This is a genomic window from Robertmurraya korlensis (genome assembly GCF_023715225.1).
In the GTDB taxonomy this organism is placed as follows: Bacteria; Bacillota; Bacilli; order Bacillales; family Cytobacillaceae; genus Robertmurraya_A.
Map to the genome: position 1 here is coordinate 18150 of NZ_JAMBNS010000006.1, position 16966 is coordinate 35115.

General features: G+C 35.4%; 18 protein-coding genes. 5 read left to right on the forward strand and 13 right to left on the reverse strand.

Going from position 1 to position 16966, the window contains the following annotated elements; genetic code table 11:
* Positions 1-7: 7 nt before the first annotated feature.
* Both M3175_RS12080 and M3175_RS12085 read right to left on the reverse strand, forming a co-directional pair.
* Positions 8-1696 (reverse strand): metallophosphoesterase family protein, encoded by a 1689-nt coding sequence (locus tag M3175_RS12080; RefSeq protein ID WP_251519315.1) that lies wholly within the window; start codon positions 1694-1696, stop codon positions 8-10.
* A 273-nt stretch (positions 1697-1969) separates the two neighbouring features.
* Entirely contained in the window at positions 1970-2647 is a 678-nt protein-coding gene (locus tag M3175_RS12085; RefSeq protein WP_442638228.1) for a LysE family translocator, read from the reverse strand.
* Between the two features lie 137 nt (positions 2648-2784).
* Between M3175_RS12085 and M3175_RS12090 the strand changes: the two genes are divergently transcribed.
* The gene (locus M3175_RS12090) at positions 2785-2997 is read left to right on the forward strand and encodes a hypothetical protein (protein ID WP_119708753.1); all 213 of its coding nucleotides are present in this window, start codon (positions 2785-2787) and stop codon (positions 2995-2997) included.
* Positions 2998-3033: 36 nt separating this feature from the next.
* On the opposite strand, the gene qoxD is transcribed toward M3175_RS12090, so the two are convergent.
* The 8 genes from qoxD to M3175_RS12130 form a co-directional block, all read right to left on the reverse strand.
* Positions 3034-3336, reverse strand: coding sequence for a cytochrome aa3 quinol oxidase subunit IV (gene qoxD / locus M3175_RS12095; protein ID WP_251519319.1), 303 nt, complete (start codon positions 3334-3336; stop codon positions 3034-3036).
* Positions 3337-3942 (reverse strand): cytochrome aa3 quinol oxidase subunit III, encoded by a 606-nt coding sequence (qoxC, locus tag M3175_RS12100; protein ID WP_119708751.1) that lies wholly within the window; start codon positions 3940-3942, stop codon positions 3337-3339.
* Positions 3932-5908 carry a cytochrome aa3 quinol oxidase subunit I gene (gene qoxB / locus M3175_RS12105; protein WP_251519664.1) on the reverse strand — a complete coding sequence of 659 codons (1977 nt, stop codon included), beginning with the start codon at positions 5906-5908 and terminating at the stop codon, positions 3932-3934. Before qoxB ends, qoxC begins: the two co-directional genes overlap by 11 nt.
* A complete protein-coding gene (gene qoxA / locus M3175_RS12110; protein WP_251519321.1) occupies positions 5898-6869 on the reverse strand; it encodes a cytochrome aa3 quinol oxidase subunit II in 972 nt (323 codons plus the stop codon). Before qoxA ends, qoxB begins: the two co-directional genes overlap by 11 nt.
* Positions 6870-7283: 414 nt before the next feature.
* Entirely contained in the window at positions 7284-7961 is a 678-nt protein-coding gene (locus M3175_RS12115) for a DUF421 domain-containing protein (RefSeq protein ID WP_251519323.1), read from the reverse strand.
* A gap of 41 nt (positions 7962-8002) precedes the next feature.
* A complete protein-coding gene (locus M3175_RS12120) occupies positions 8003-8788 on the reverse strand; it encodes a formate/nitrite transporter family protein (protein ID WP_251519325.1) in 786 nt (261 codons plus the stop codon).
* Between the two features lie 147 nt (positions 8789-8935).
* Entirely contained in the window at positions 8936-9118 is a 183-nt protein-coding gene (locus tag M3175_RS12125) for an alpha/beta-type small acid-soluble spore protein (protein ID WP_119708747.1), read from the reverse strand.
* Positions 9119-9195: 77 nt separating this feature from the next.
* Positions 9196-10464 (reverse strand): ATP-binding protein, encoded by a 1269-nt coding sequence (locus tag M3175_RS12130; protein ID WP_251519327.1) that lies wholly within the window; start codon positions 10462-10464, stop codon positions 9196-9198.
* A 220-nt stretch (positions 10465-10684) separates the two neighbouring features.
* On the opposite strand from M3175_RS12130, the gene M3175_RS12135 reads away from it, so the two are divergent.
* Both M3175_RS12135 and pssA read left to right on the forward strand, forming a co-directional pair.
* On the forward strand, positions 10685-11143 hold the full coding sequence (locus M3175_RS12135) for a BsuPI-related putative proteinase inhibitor (RefSeq protein WP_251519329.1): 459 nt from the start codon (positions 10685-10687) through the stop codon (positions 11141-11143).
* A 141-nt stretch (positions 11144-11284) separates the two neighbouring features.
* Positions 11285-11983, forward strand: coding sequence for a CDP-diacylglycerol--serine O-phosphatidyltransferase (gene pssA / locus M3175_RS12140; protein ID WP_251519665.1), 699 nt, complete (start codon positions 11285-11287; stop codon positions 11981-11983).
* Between the two features lie 46 nt (positions 11984-12029).
* On the opposite strand, the gene M3175_RS12145 is transcribed toward pssA, so the two are convergent.
* The gene (locus M3175_RS12145) at positions 12030-12404 is read right to left on the reverse strand and encodes a nucleotide excision repair endonuclease (RefSeq protein ID WP_119708743.1); all 375 of its coding nucleotides are present in this window, start codon (positions 12402-12404) and stop codon (positions 12030-12032) included.
* A 387-nt stretch (positions 12405-12791) separates the two neighbouring features.
* On the opposite strand from M3175_RS12145, the gene M3175_RS12150 reads away from it, so the two are divergent.
* Positions 12792-13331 carry a competence protein ComK gene (locus tag M3175_RS12150; RefSeq protein WP_251519331.1) on the forward strand — a complete coding sequence of 180 codons (540 nt, stop codon included), beginning with the start codon at positions 12792-12794 and terminating at the stop codon, positions 13329-13331.
* Between the two features lie 50 nt (positions 13332-13381).
* Here M3175_RS12150 and purU read toward each other — a convergent pair whose 3' ends face one another.
* A complete protein-coding gene (gene purU / locus M3175_RS12155) occupies positions 13382-14263 on the reverse strand; it encodes a formyltetrahydrofolate deformylase (RefSeq protein ID WP_251519333.1) in 882 nt (293 codons plus the stop codon).
* A gap of 149 nt (positions 14264-14412) precedes the next feature.
* Positions 14413-15099 (reverse strand): TVP38/TMEM64 family protein, encoded by a 687-nt coding sequence (locus M3175_RS12160; RefSeq protein WP_251519335.1) that lies wholly within the window; start codon positions 15097-15099, stop codon positions 14413-14415.
* 298 nt (positions 15100-15397) lie between these two features.
* Here M3175_RS12160 and M3175_RS12165 point away from each other — a divergent pair, with 298 nt between their 5' ends.
* The gene (locus M3175_RS12165) at positions 15398-16891 is read left to right on the forward strand and encodes an alanine/glycine:cation symporter family protein (RefSeq protein WP_251519337.1); all 1494 of its coding nucleotides are present in this window, start codon (positions 15398-15400) and stop codon (positions 16889-16891) included.
* The last annotated feature ends 75 nt before the right edge of the window (positions 16892-16966 follow it).

The following is a 16966-nucleotide window of genomic DNA, read 5'->3' on the forward strand; positions in this document are numbered from 1 at the left end:
GAAGCGGTTATGCTTCATCTTTTTTTGTTAAAAGTTGATGATATGTTTGCTCTCTTGAAAATTTCACCAAACCTAGATTATTCGTTAATTCTGTAATGCTTTTTTTATTTACATATTGGTAATGAATACTTTCAGTTAACATTACTGCTTTATTTTCAGCAATTGAATTGTAATGGAAATACTGATTCTCGTCACAAACACGGACAATCCTGTCTTCTGTTTGAAAAATGTTATAGAAGACAATAGCTGCTTTTAGTGCTAATCCAGACACCCCTCTAAAGGATTCATTTTTTAATGGACTACTTGTAAGTTGGAGTAGTTTGATTTTCTCGTGTTTACCGAATTGTGCCCATACTTCTATCGCAGATGCCATATGAGAATCTCCAGATAGAATCGTTATTTCAGAGGGATCCAATTTTACAAGGACTTCATAAAAATGATACACGCCTTCTCCATTCATTCTCCATGCCTCTAAATCAAAGGAAGTTGTCACTGGTATCCCTTTATTTCTTAAAGGGGAAATATACTTTTCAAGGAAAGATTCGATTACCTCCATGCCATACAGAGGGGCAGGGGAAACGATGACTAATGGATCGTTCTTTTGCCAACCACATTCAAGTAATTTGGTTATAGCAAAGGTCCAACCCTTCTCATTGACTAGTTCAGGTCCAGAAGTAGAAGGAGGTATCCACTTCCATGATTGCTTCTTACAATAACTCCATTCTCGGCTTGTGCGTGTATCTAAACATAACACTATAGGTTTAGTAGGTGCTACATATGTCCAAGGACTAAAGCCAATTATGGAGTTGCTCCACCTTTTATAAGAATGTGAGTTGGATGGAGTGCAATTAACATACTCAATTAAAGGGTCGAAGAATTCACTTGAAAAACGCGAGGGGTCATTTCCCCAGCCTTGGAAGGCAAAGTAGGCTGTTAAGGCATTGGCAAGGACATGTCTTCCTAGTGGAGAGTTCTCCACATTTTCCTTCCATCTTTTCGTTATATTCCAATCATCTGTAATATCGTGGTCATCACATATCATATACGTTGGTATATTTGCTAGTAGTCTTTGGGTTGAACATGTAGAGTTAGCAAAGTTTATTATGTCTACATTTTCTGGTGTATTACTTAATTGAGGCAGAATGTCTTTCCATAGTGCTGGACCAAAGCATAACAAATACATAGTTGCATATTCTCCGAGAGTAAATAAGTGGTTAGTAGATTTTCTTGACGTAAATTTACATACGTATTTAGAAATCTGTTTTCTATTCGTGTAGTTTGTTACTCGTTCATCAATAGAAGGTAAGTCTTCCTCGTATCCCATCAATACCCCTGCGATTTTATTTATAAATGGAAAAATATGTTCTGAAACATCATCAGCATAAATTTGGTCACCTGTTAAAAAAAGAGCTGAAGGACGTTTGGTAGAATCTGATTGGTGTTTTTCCAGTAGTTGATCTCCTAAAAGAAGGAAATCTTCGCCCTTACCATGTATTTTTCTGCATGAGCCATACAAAAAAGAGGAGGAATCTGTACTTGTTATAAAAAAGGATGGGTATTTTAAAGACGAATAAACGATCCCGGAAGGACTTTTATAATCTAGATATCCAAGCTGTTGTAGGTCAAATGTATGATTGTCCTTTGAAAAAAATAAATTATAGCCTAATAATTGGTCGGTGGGGAAGCCATTTTTCAATGGATTAATTGTTATTAGGTGAATATAAAGGTATTTTCCTAATGGTAGTTTTTTGTTATTGACTGAAATGGGAAGGATTCTATGATTTTGATCAGTGATATATAGACTTGCATTTATGTCATAGTTTGTAGAGGTTGCTATCCATATGGTAATTTGATATTCATCTACCCTTCTCAAAATCGGTCCGGATAAAATAGGAGGGAAATTCAAATAATTCACCGTCCTTCCTACGTGTTAATTTCCTTTGATTCCGTATTTCGAAATCATATGTAATCATTCCTGAAAAAATAATACCTTTATCCCTTGGAACGCAAAATAAAGACCGAACCCTAATAATGATACGCCTGATAAGATTGAGGTAAGAATGATGTATTTCAAACTTAGCCACTTCCGGAAAAGGCTAGTAAGACCAGCTACAAATATATCCCATAGAGCAAGTCCGAGAAATATCATGGAACTATAAAGAAGTAAATCAGTTGTTCCGAAGCTTGTTGCTGTTTTTGCTAGGACCGATCCGTAAATACCAAGCCAAAACAAAATAGAAAGAGGGCTTGATATAGACATGACAAATCCGATCAAAAAGCAACGAAAAATGGATTCATTTTTACGCTGATAATCAAAGGTGAACTTGTTAGCTGTCACAATACTTTCAATCCCGCTGTAAATTAGAATAAATCCTCCAAAAAGCCATAAAAAAATCTGGATGAGGGGATTGTCAAGAAAATGTACAATGCCCATATACACGGTTAACATAAATATTCCATCCGCAATCATTGAACCAGCTCCAACCGCCCATGAATGCCAAAATCCATTTTTTAAACCTTTATCTAATCTTGCTGCATTTACAGGTCCAATTGGGGCAGCCAGTGTTAAGCCAAGAACGATATAACTTAGGTAAATCACATGATCACTCCACTCACTAGGATTGTCCAAAGGGGATAACTTGTACATCTTATGCGGGTGGAGGTGAGAAACATTCATCAGAATGAAATTTTAAGTATGACAAGCCTTAAATGTGTCTAATTTTCAAAAAATATTTGACAAATTTGTGAACTTTATTAAAATATAAGTAAAGGGGATGAAATAATATGAATGAAATGCAACGTAGAGCGTTAGGTCCAATTAGTACCATTGCAAAATTTGGATTAGTATTAGGGGCATTGTTATTTTTATACAGCTTTTTTGAAAGCGGTATCACAATGAGTTATACACTTTCTATTAGCATTAGTATTATGGCTTCATCCATGTTAGTGTTCGGTTTTGGTTTATTTATTTCCTTGATGGGGGAAGTACGCAAATAAAAAAATCCGGCTTAATAGCCGGATTTTTAATTTTTATTAATGTGCCGCATGTCCTGATGTTAATACCCAGATAGAACCAACAACGATAACAACTGCACAGAATACCATAAACGCGATATTTATTATATTTACTTTGCCGTCTTCTCCTTCTGTCATATGCATAAACATAAACAATTGAAGACCAGCTTGAATGATTGCTAGCGTTCCAATAATCCACATGACAATTGTAAAGGACAAGTTCATCTCAAGTGCTACCCATGCAGCAACGAATGTGAGTACTAGTGACAATACGAATCCAAAGACGTGAGCTAGCGGAAAACGTTCTGTACTTTTTTCCATCTATAACACCATCCCTTTTAAATAAACAAACGTGAAGATAAAGATCCAAACAACATCAAGGAAGTGCCAGTAAAGACCAATAATAAATGTCTTTCTAGCAGTAACAGGTGTTAATCCACGCTTGGCAATTTGAATGATAACCATCGTTGCCCAGAAAATCCCGAAAGTTACGTGAGCACCGTGAGTTCCTAAAAGTACAAACAAGCTAGAAAGAAAGGCACTTGTCTGCATAGTTGCACCTTCATGAACGTAATGAATAAACTCATTAATCTCCATGAATAGGAATCCAGCACCTAATAGGAGAGTTAATATAAACCAACCAATTAAGCCCTTCTTATTGTTTCGACGCATTTCCCAAATGGCAACACCCATTGTAAAACTACTTGTTAAAAGTAGGACTGTCTGAATCATTACTTCTTTAATCATAAAAATATCTTGATGAGTTGGGCCACCTGCGTAGTTTTTATAGAGTACGCCATAAACACTAAAAAGGGTAGCAAATAATACAATTTCGGCCCCGAGGAATATCCAGAACCCTAAAATATTCATACGGCTTTGTTCTGTTTGATATTCTAATGGGAGGGAAGTGTTCACATTAGCTGACATGATTATTCACCTTGCCTTCCATTTTTCTCCAAGCGCCTTCTGTCTTTTTAATTTCGTCTTTATGAATGTGGTAACCATCATTGTAATCAAATGAACGATAGATCAATCCTGCAATAATAAGTACAGCAGAAATTGCAGCTAATAAATGCCATTCGAATATGAGGAAGAACCCAACAATTCCGAAAGCGACGCACATTAAGAAAGGTAGACCAGAGTTGCTTGGCATATGAATTTCTTCTATTTCTTCGTCTTTTAACGTAAGACCTTCATTATCCTTTTTCATATACCAGAATGCATCTAATGATTTGACTTCTGGTAGTTTAGCAAAGTTATAGTGTTGAACAGGTGAAGCTGTTGCCCATTCAAGTGTTCTAGCATCCCATGGATCACTTGAAATGTTGCGGTCCGCATAACGAATGCTCCAATAAATATTGTAGCAGAACACGGCAAAACCAGCTGCTAGGATTACTGATCCAATTGCAGATAATAGGAATAGAGGTGCAAATCCAGACTCAGCAGAGAAGGTATAAGCACGTCTAACAGCACCATTTAGACCTAGGAAGAACATTGGCATAAACGTTACATTAAATCCGATTACAAATAACCAGAAATGCCATTTTCCTAATTTTTCATTTAACATAAAGCCAAACATTTTTGGCCACCAGTAATAAAGTCCTGCGAATACGGCAAATACCACACCTGGAATTAATACATAGTGGAAGTGAGCTACTAAGAATAAGGTATTATGGTATTGATAATCAGCAGCACCCATCGCAAGCATAACACCTGTTACTCCACCAATAACAAAATTAGGAACAAATGCTAAAGACCAAAGCATAGCAGTAGTCATTTTAATTCGACCTTTACGCATCGTAAACAGCCAGTTAAACATTTTTACACCCGTCGGAACGGCAATCATCATCGTTGTGATAGAGAAGAATGAGTTGACTAGAGCGCCAGATCCCATTGTGTAGAAATGGTGAACCCATACAAGCATACTTAGAACTGCGATGGCAACAATTGAAACGACCATCGATTTGTAACCGTAAAGCTGTTTGCGAGAGAATGTCGAAATAATTTCAGAAAACATTCCGAAAGCAGGGAGGATAACGATATATACTTCAGGGTGTCCCCATAACCAGAACAAGTTAGCCCAAAGCATGTCAGATCCACCAGCAGCTACTGTAAAGAAGTGTGTTCCGTACAAGCGGTCAAATGTCATTAACGCTAGCGCAACCGTAAAAATAGGGAATGCAGCAACGATAATAACGGAAGTAATTAGTGTTGTCCATGTGAACATAGGCATTCTCATTAATGTCATGCCTTTTGTACGCATTTTTAAAATCGTTACGATAAAGTTAATACCAGTCATTAAAGTTCCTAGACCAGCAATCTGTAATGAGATTGCATAGTAGTTATTCCCGATTCCTGGGCTGAATTCTTTACCTGCAAGAGGGAAGTAAGAAGTCCATCCTGCATCTGGAGCACCACCGACAACGAATGCGATATTAAATAGCATCGCACCGCTGAAGAATAACCAGAAACTTAATGCATTCAACTGAGGGAAAGCAACGTCTCTTGCACCAATTTGAAGCGGAATAACAACGTTCATTAAACCGATTAAGAATGGCATAGCCATGAATAAAATCATGATAACACCATGCGCTGTAAATACTTCATTATAATGCTGCGCATCTAAAAAGCTCATTTCTGGACGAGATGTTTGAGCTTTCATCATTAGTCCATCCATACCACCACGGAAGAACATTAGCACAGCGGCTACAATATACATTATTCCGATACGTTTATGGTCAACGGTAGTGATCCATTCACGCCATAGCCAAGTCCATTTTTTCAGATACGTAAGACCACCAATAATTCCTAGAGTAGTTAATAAAATAGCAATCTGTGAACCTAGGATAATTGGATCTCCCGTAATCAGAATTTCATCCCACTTAATGCCCACTATGGTCACCTCCATGGTCTTCTTCATTATTTTCTACATCAGTAGTATCTTTTTCTTCTTCCTGATCAAAGATCTTTCCTTGGTACCCATGGTAACGATAGTCTTCAGGGTCTGTCACAAGTTCAGAATCGTGTTCTGCATGGTTGATCCAAGCTAAGTGTGTGTTGGAATAAGTTAAACGACCAAGATGTGTTGGTTTCAGTAGTTCCATGTACTTCTCTTCAGTAAGCTCTGGAGCTGTTTCTTTTACTTCTTTTACCCATGCATTATACTCTTCGTCGGTCTGAGCAAGTACTTCAAATTCCATTTGAGCGTATCCTCGTCCGTTGAAGTTTGTGTTTCTACCCATATATGAACCAGGATTGTCAGCAACTAAATATAGTTCTGTTTCCATTTTATTCATTGAGTATTTTTGTCCACCTAAAGCTGGCACCCAGAAAGATTGCATTGTTCCAGCCGATGTTAATTTAAACAGTACAGGAGTATCTTCTGGAATGTTCACGTAGTTAATGGTTTCAATTCCTTCTTCTGGATAAGAGAAGATCCATTTCCAGTCTGCAGACGTGACGTGAATAACGATCGGTTCCTTCTCTTCATACCCCGCAGGAACATCTTCTAAGTCATATAGTGTTGTAACTGTAGGGATTGTTAAAGCGATAACGATCAAAATAGGAATAGCAGTCCAGACAATTTCTAATACGGTACTACCGTGTTCTTCTGGAGGCTCATAACCCATGTTTTCTGGCTTTTCTCTATATTTCCAAACAATATAGCCAAATAAGCCAAATACGACTACTACTACTAAAAGCATCCACATTAAAGACCAATTAATTAGCTCCATGATACTTCTAGCTACTGGCCCTTGAGGCTGAAATACAACCATTTCACAACCGCTTAAAAATATTAATGATACGGCTGTTACAAGGGATAGAGATAGCATTTTCAACTTCAATTGTTTCATCTCCTTCTTATATGAAATCATGTTTGTGTTTTGTTTCACAAGGAAAATTAGAGTTTACCACAAAAAGATATTTTTGTATAACAAAATGTTCGTTTTTTCACAATGGGCATTTTGTTAGTTTTTCTTAAGGTGAAATTCTCTCTACTTCCTAATTACCACTATGTAGATGATAATAACATGTTAAAAGAGATTAATTTGTGACAAAAAAGGTAAGGAAAATAATGTTAGTGTGGAAAAGTGAGGGGAAATGTTGATATATCAAGGTTTTTTTAATATATTTTTATCCGTTGTAAATTTCGACAATTTTGTGACAGGATGTCACATTTCCTTCATATTTATTGGAAAACGATTACATAAGATAAACCAAAAAGGGATAATGACAAAACAAAAATCAGGCCACCAAAGCCTGATTTATTAATACGATATGACAAATAGTTTCTGATTTTTTTTCCACTCAGCATATAAAACTTCTTCATACGATTGAAAGTTTTGTTTCGATAGTTCGATTTTTAACCACTGTTCATTTAGACCTGCTTCTTGGAGATTCCCATACAGCACTTCGCCATCAAGGATTAATGTTGTAGGAATAGAAGCTTGCTCTGCTTGGATATTTAAATCATCTAAAGTGGGTGGTCTATTCTGGGATTTCGGTAGTACACTTACAATTCCATTGGTCTCAAGGATTGCATACTGAACCTCCTGTAGAGAAAAATAGCCTTGTTGACGAACTAAACTTTGCAATTGATTGATGTCAAGTTTAGCTTTTTTTAACGTTTCATATTTTATTATTCCATTTCGAATAACGATATTTGGTTCACCTTCAAGTGCTTTTCGAGTCTTTTTAAATTTCTGTGTGATGATCTCGACTCCATAAATTAAACCGCCCCAAACAGCTGTGCTGAACACAATTTCCATCCAGCTTGTTTCATGGTCATAAATGGCGTTTCCAATTAATTCACCAAGGATAAGAGCTGAAATAAAGTCAAATGGTGTAATTTGTGATAGTTGAGTTTTCCCAAGCGTTTTAGCTAATAGAAATAGCAAAAAAAATCCAAGAAACAATTCCGAGCCAACAGTTAAATAATGTGTCATATCATATAACTCCTATTCAAACAGTAGGTTTTAGCTTGAGACTATTGTTCATCATCAAGAAAAGGAAGGTTAACGTAATAATACATGGCCCCCATGAGGATACTTCCTCCAATAAGATTCCCTATGGTCACCGGAATGAGATTGTGAATAACTCCTGAAAAAGAGATTGTACCTGGATGATTCAGAACAAGAGCGATAGCAAAGGTACACATATTAGCAATACTGTGTTCATATCCAGAGATGAAGAAGCAAAAGACAAATAGTATCATTACAAATAACTTTGCTCCATTCTCTTTCATTCCCATAGGAATAAAGAAGGCTAGACAAACAAGCCAGTTACAAAGAATAGCTCTAAAGAAAAGTTCCGTTGTTGGAACATGCATTTTTTTCTCAACAACACTTAACAAAAAACTATTTACCGATGCCTCCGCAAATAAACCTGTCACATAAATTAATAAAGCAAATGCAGTTGCACCTAATATATTTCCTATGTAACTTAACCCCCAGAGTCTCCAAACATGATTCCAACTCATTTTTTTTCTGAGTGCTGTGTAGGTAAAATAAAAGGTATTACCTGTAAATAAATCCCCACCACCATAGGCAATTAGGATAATTGCTGCTCCAAATGTAAAAGCTGCCATTGGATAGGCAACTGGAGAATGCTCATTGTAAAAATAGCCCCCTGTTTTAAAGGCAACAATTACACCAAATCCAATGAACATACTTGCAAGCATACTGCGTAAAAGATAACGAAGGATGCTTTGTTTATATGTTTTTAATTTTTTTAAGGCGAGCTTTTCAACTTCTAAAAGTGGATAATTTTCCATCATTTCCTCCCGAACATCAAACTTCTCCAATAAAAGTTATTATTTCTAAATTTTGCGTGACTATGTACTATCATAACATTCCTGAAGTTTCATTATAAAGTTATAAAAAGAGAAGCTCAGGGATATTTTTCCTGAGCTTCTCTTCGATTAAGATCGTAATTGTTGCTCTGCCATTTGGATGAGGCGTTTAGTCATTTCTCCTCCAACAGAGCCATTTGCACGTGCGGTTGTATCTGCTCCAAGTTGAACTCCAAACTCATTGGCAATCTCTTCTTTCATCTGATTCAGCGCATTTTCTGACCCAGGTACCAATAGCTTGTTTCTACTCATGGCTATCCACTCCCAGCACAAGTTTTGAGCATTTGTCATGCTCAAATTTAGTTTGAGTGGATGTATTAAAATATATACTAAGATGTCATAGCATTTTCTACCTGGGAAGGAAAACTAGGTAAAAGAATGGTTGCAGTTGTACCTTTATTTGGTTCACTACTGTAGGAAATATCTCCACCATGCTGCTCAATAATTTTAAAGCTAACGGTTAAACCAAGACCCGTTCCATTCTCTTTTGAACTATAAAAAGGTTCACCAAGACGGTTTTTTGCTTGCTCAGAAATTCCTTCTCCACTATCAATCACTCGAATAACTGTCATCCCATCAGAATTTACATCAAGTATGACATCCACTGTACCACCGTTACTAGACGCTTCAACAGCATTTTTAATGATATTAATGAGCAATTGTTTAATTTGATTTTCTTCACAATTAATAGTAGGAGTGTGAGCTTTATAAAAGTTTATATTTACATTCACCATATTTGCTTGAGTTTCTAATAATGAAATAACATGTTCAATTGTTTTACCAATATCAGTTTTTGAAAAATTTACTTTTTGAGGTTTTGCTAATAGCAATAGCTCACTAACGATATCATTTATTCTTTCTAGTTCACTTAGCATAATTTCGTAATATCGGTCGTTTTTCTGATCAGCTGGGCGAATAAATTGAACAAATCCCTTGAGAGAAGTTAAGGGGTTTCGTATTTCATGTGCAACACTAGCAGCTAGCTCCCCGATTACAGATAGTTTTTCCGAGCGTACTAATCTTTCTTCAGCAAGTTTTTTTTCAGTAATATCTCGTCCAATAACTACTAGACCCTTTCTCGAGCCATCCTCATAAAATAGAGGATGTTTAATGGTATCAAATGTTTTTGTCCCTCCATCAGGAAGGGGAATGACTTCTTCGCATCTAGTAACTGTTCGGCTTTCCCATGCGATACGGTCTGAATATTCTTCACAGTATATGAGTGCATCACGGTAAAACTCACTGTATTCAGCTAACTCTGTGTCCGTTTTTCCTTTATAATTCACATGTTCTAATTGAAAAAGTTCAAGTCCGAAGGTATTTGTTTTTAACCAACGTCCTTCTCCATCTTTGAAACAAACAAAGTCTACCATTGAGTTAATTAAAGTAGATAATTGTTGTTCTTCTTTTTCTACCGTTTTTAATTTAGGGCTTTTCTTAACGATCAAAAAGAAAAAGAACAAATTAAAAATAACGAATAGAATATCTTTTAAAAGGTGTGAAAACTTATTAGGAGTAACATCACCTGTTATATAAACGGAAGCTAAAATATAAATAAAACAAAAAAGGATATAGACAATAACTAAATTTTTTTTCAATGAGTGTTCTCCTGTTCTTTCTACATAAAAAATAGTAAAAAAGCACTAATAAAATTTCAACATAGTTCTATCTGTAAAAGTACCACGTTTTTTTCAAAAAAGGAAGAGGAATACATAGATTCAAGCTACAGATAATTTAATTCCTACATGGTTCGTTTGTAACTTCAATTCAATTCCAAACGACAAATATGGTGAAGGAATAACAAAATGAGGTGTTTATATGAAGAAAATTTTAGTATTTATAATAGCTGTTTTTGTATTAGGTGGATGTGCTGCTGAAAGGGAAGCAGAACCAGTAATATCATCAGGTAAAGTGGAGGGAAACATGGATACAGTACAAGGGGAAGTGGTATCAAAGCTTAAAGAAATTAGTCCACTTTTGTTTCAGTATCATGTGAAAAATGACTCAGGTAAGGAAATTACACTCGATTTTACTTCCTCTCAAAGGTTTGATTATTCAATAGTAAATTCAAATGGAGAAGAGGTGTTTTTATTTTCTAGTGTTAGCTCCTTTTTACAAGTGATAGGAAAAGAGGTACTCGCTCCCGGGGACCAACTAACTTATGACATTAACGTGAAAGATGTTGAATTAAGTAAAGGTAAATATTCGTTACATGCTTGGATGACACCAAGGACGGGGAAGGCATATAGCTCGTCAATAGAATTTACAGTTGAGTAAATAACTATTATTTGTTGAAATGCCTAACATCCAATGGGAAGGTTAGGCATTATCTTTTTATAGTCGCTAGGAATAGGTGAAGAAAATGGTATAATAGGGTAGGGATGTATTTAGAGGCTCAAAAGGAGGTTGAAGGAGCTAGTGCGTTTTACAAAAAGTATTCCTAATATGTTTACTTTAGGAAATTTATTTTGTGGCTTTTTATCCATCGGTTTTGCAGCAGAAGGTGAATATAATAATGCGGCCATTTTAATACTAATCGGTATGATGTTAGATAGCATGGACGGACGCTTAGCGAGAATGCTTAAAGCAGATAGCTCACTGGGAAAAGAGCTGGATTCATTAGCAGATATTGTAACGTTTGGAGTCGCTCCATCATTTTTAGTGTATTATACATATTTAAATCAACTTGGTAAGCTAGGGATAATGGTTGCTGGTTTATTCCCGTTGTTTGGTGCTTATCGACTAGCCAGATTTAATATTAGTAGTTCGAAATCAAGCTTAAATTATTTTATAGGTGTACCAATTACTGCAGCTGGTGGAATTTTGGCCTTATTAACATTGTTTGGAAATTATATACCGAACATAATAACAACTGTTGTTTTTACAGGATTATGTTTCTTAATGGTAAGCCGGATAAGAATTCCGAGTTTTAAGGAAATTCCTTTACCGAAATACGGGACGATTGTTACTCTCTTTATCGGGTGTTTATTATTTGTTATCTATAAAGGTACATATAAGCAATTCCCCTATTTAATCTACATAGCAACACCGCTTTACGTTGCTTATTTAGCCTATCGCTTTGTAAAAAAGAAAAACAATAAGGAAGAACTTGAGTAGAAAAAACCCCTTCATTTTTAAAATGGAGGGGTTTAATTTGCTTATTTTACTTAAAGAAAACTTTATCAATATTATATTTTGCTTGTTCCGTATTGATAATATATGTTTCATAAATTTCTCTTTCCATCGCATCTTCAACAGTAATAACGGCAATTTTGTAAACTTCATCCCGATGTTTTTTAATAGGAGAAACTTGATCCTCAAAATGTTTTTTCACTCTTGGGCGAAGCTTTCTTGCTTTACCAACAAACAGTAAATCATCGCTAGCATTAAAGAAAAGGATGATTCCACCTTTATCTCTTGGAATTTTGTGATAATCAGTAAAACCGTATTCGCTGCTTATTACTGCTTCAACTGGTTCTCCAACTTGTCGCTTCTTAGTAATTACGACATCTGGGTTAGGTATTTCGATTTTTATCATATGTATTCACTTCCTATCTTCCATTGATACTACCATTATTATAGGTAAAAATCTACTTTGTAATTACTAATGTTGTGAGTATTATCACCAATTTATCAAAAAGAGAAATTATGAACATTTTGTGAATAGTTCCAATCTTTTCCTCTTATTAAGATGATCCATTCTTTTACGTACTGTTTGGGAAGAAGGGAGCATTTAGTAGTGGGAAAAAAGTATATTATAATGGAAAAATTGGTTTTGTCAAATTGCTCATGTTAGGAAATGTGACATGAAATGAGGCGAATTTTTTAACTGTTGAAACAACTATTGAAGAGCTCGAACCGACTATGGATAATATTGCTATAAATAACTCATTATGTATGATGAGACCGTATGGAGGAGTGCTTGATGAAGCTAATTGATAGCTATATTTTAACAAGTGAAACACTATTTATGATTCCTGAAATCGATTCAAACGAGAATGTATGCACACTGATTCAGGAAGGCAAGAAATCCTTTTTTGTTTCCAAATCTCCTAAACGAATTTTAGAGGAAACGATGAAATACTATGGATTTACCTTAGAAGGGGCAATTAATGGAGCAAAAGCAGTATTAGGAAATTATCATATGGTTCCAATAGTTATTAGTGCTCCTTTAAACATGTATTGGTTTCCAACCCAATCTCCCTCTAGTGACCACTGTATATGGATTTCACTAGTACATATTGAGGACATTGTACAATATAGCTATCTGCAGTCCCTTGTTTCTTTTAAAACAGGCATGTCCATTATCATTAACAAGAAAGCCGCTAGATTAATAAACAAGCAGCAGCAAACGGCCATTTTAAAAGTACGAACAGAACAGAGACTTGTCAAAAAGGATTCCTACTTTATTCTACATAATAAATATAGCGGTGTTCAGAGAGAAGAAAATCCATTGGTAGAATAAGCGAAAAAACCGGCATATGTAAATATATGCCGGTTTTTTGATGAAGTGTTTTAGTCAAAGACGATTGTTTTGTTTCCAAAGGGAATAATTCTATGACTATTATGCCATTTTACCGCCTTTAATAGTACCTTCCTTTCAACTTGACTTCCAATTTTCTTTAAATCAGAAAGTTCATGATGATGTTTGACTCGCTCGATATCTTGCTCAATAATAGGTCCTTCGTCTAGATCATCCGTAACATAATGGGCTGTTGCACCAATTAATTTAACGCCTCTTTCATAGGCACGCTTATAAGGATTTGCTCCTATAAATGCAGGAAGGAAAGAGTGGTGAATATTAATAATTTGATATGGATAATGCTCAATAAATGCTGGAGACAAAATTTGCATGTATCTTGCTAAAACAATAGTATCTATTTTATATTCCTTCAAAAGTTCCAATTGTTTTTTTTCAACTTCTTCTTTTGTTTCTCGAGTAACTGGAAGATAGTAAAAAGGAATATTAACATTCTCAACATATTCTCTTAGATCCTCATGATTACCAACAACTAATTTAATATCACCTAATAAATCACCACGTTGCCATTCTAATAATAATTCGAGGAGACAATGATTCTCCTTTGAAACAAAAATGGCTAAGTTTTGTAATTCACTTCCATAATTAAAGGAATACTTCATAGCAAATGTTTCCGATAGAAGTTCAAATGACTTTTCAATAGATGGTTTTTTATTTTCTAAATCTGAACATTCGAATTCAATTCTTAAGAAAAAATGCCCGGCTTCTGGGTCAGTTGAATGTTGATTTGAATCGATAATATTGCAGTCATGCTCAAATAATGTTGTTGAAACCTTCGAAACGATACCTGGTCTATCAGGGCAGCTGATTAGTAGGATTCCACGATTTTCTCTTTTTTCTTTTAAGCCGTGTTGCAAGGTAATCCCCCTCGTTGTAATAATATTGTCCAATCATACTACACACTAGAGTAGTTTTGTACATAAATAATTTTTTATGTGAAATTTGATAATTTTCAAAACACAGAAAAAATCCTAGTAGTTCCACTAGGATTTTTGAATAGACTTTTTTATTCCCCCATCTTAGAAGAGACTTTTCTTGTTGCTCTTTTTTTACTGTAAACATAGTAAAAGATAAGACATAGGAGTAATATCCCACCAAGTATATATTCGTTAACAGTGGATGATAAAAAACCAACAGGAATAAGTGCTAAAACGAAAAAGTAAATAAAATTTCCAAATAGGGTTCCGAGAAGAAAACTAGAAAACTTAATAGAACTAACCCCCGCTAGTATATTTACCAAGCTAGTTGGAATAAAAGGAAATATTCTTGCTTCAAACACATAAATAAATCCTTTATTTTCAACTTTTTCTACTAGTTTTTCATCAACTTTGCTGAGAAGCCAGCCTTGAAATAAATAGCGAACAAGGAAGAAGATAAGGATGGCGGCAAGAATACTTGTTAACCAGCTCCATAAAAATCCTAACAAAAAGCCAAAAAAAGTTATATTAATGGTTATTACTAATAGTAACGGGATGATAGTGAATGAGTTTTGAATGATCATGATAAATGTTGAAAATAGTAAAATACTGATTCGATTATTCCCAACAAATGTTTTTATCTTCTGTAAGTCACCCTTTAGGATTGCTTCAAACAAAGGTGTATTTTTTAGGAAAATAAATACACCTAAAATAATAAGAACAAAAACTACATTTCTCCAATTTAACAATAACCTCGTTATAGTTCGATTTTTCATATAAGTTACAATAGTGGGTGACACAATATTCAACCACTACTTCCCCTTTATCTAAAGTATTTACCCCTTCGTTATCATATTAACTCTACGCCAATAGTGTACCACAGAGAGGGTGTCAGACACCCTAAAAAGACAAAAAGGTCATATTTGTCCGTCTGGAATGGACAGTGAATAGAAACTTTATTGTAAAATAATCTTACAAAGTAAATCGAAATATTTAAAAAATTAAAAATAATTCTTTTCAATTGTGACATCTCTTATTATAATTAGAAAATAATATACTAAAGGGGGAATTTATTTGGAAGATTTCGTGAACTGGTTAAATGGAATTATATGGAGTCCAGCACTTATTTATTTATGCTTAGGAGTAGGATTGTATTTTTCACTTGCGACTAGATTTTTACAGGTTCGTCATTTGGGTGATGTAGGGAAGTTAATGTTCCAAAAGCATTCTTCAGAAAATGGTATTACTTCTTTTCAGGCTTTATCATTAGCTCTATCTGGACGTGTTGGTACAGGTAATATCGCAGGGGTTGCAACAGCGATTGCTTACGGTGGACCTGGTGCTGTTTTTTGGATGTGGTTAATTGCGTTTTTAGGAGCGGGATCTGCGTTTGTTGAGGCTGCTCTTGGTCAAGTATATAAAGTAAAACAAAACGGTCAATACCGTGGGGGACCTGCTTTCTATATTGAAAAAGGTTTGAAAATGAAATGGTACGCAGTTTTATTCGCATTTGTTACAGTGCTTGCTACGGGTGCTTTGCTTCCAGGAGTTCAAGCAAATAGCATCGCCGCAGGAATGGACAACGCATTCGGTATTAGTCCGGCAATTACGGGAACAATTGTTGTTTTCGTCCTAGCTGTTATCATCTTTGGTGGCGTTAAGCGTATTGCTCGAACAGCAGAGATTATCGTACCATTTATGGCGGTTGGATATATTATTGTAGCTTTAGCAATTATTGTATTAAATATTTCTCAATTACCAGGAGTTATTTCATTAATCTTCTCAAGTGCTTTTGGCCAAGACGCTGCTTTTGGTGGAATACTTGGATCTGCTATCGCTTGGGGGGTAAAGCGTGGAATTTATTCAAACGAAGCGGGTCAAGGTACAGCACCTCATGCTGCATCAGCAGCTGAAGTTTCGCATCCAGCGAAACAGGGGATTGTTCAAGCTTTCTCTGTGTACATTGATACATTATTCGTTTGTTCAGCAACAGCGTTTATGATTTTAATTACAGGTATGTACAATGTTACTCCTGAAGGGGCTGACCCAATTCGTACGAATTTAGAAGGAATAGAACCTGGTCCTCAATATACTCAATCTGCGGTTGAGTCAGTAATGCCAGGATTTGGCGGTCCATTTGTTGCAATTGCTTTATTGTTCTTTGCATTTACAACAATCATGGCGTACTATTACATGGCAGAAACGAATCTTGCTTACATAAATAGCAAGAAGAGCCGAAAATGGATGGACTATGTATTACGTGTTGTGTTCTTATTTATGGTGTTCTACGGAAGTGTGAAGACAGCTGGTCTTGCTTGGACACTAGGTGATATTGGGGTAGGAAGTATGGCGTGGCTTAATATTATAGCGATCGTTCTACTAACGAAGCCAGCATTAAAACTTCTTCGTGACTACGAAGAACAAAAGAAAGCTGGAAAAGATCCTGTATTCGACCCAGTTAAAGTTGGAATTGAAAACGCCGAATTCTGGGAAAAGGAATACGTGTACCTTGGAGATCACGAGGAAACTAGAAAAGATTTTGAAAATAGTAAAACAATAAGTAAATAAGCTGTTACTTAAGCTCATATCAATTTGGTAGAGGTTCATTACACCAAATTGATATGAGCTTTTTTATTAAGTTGA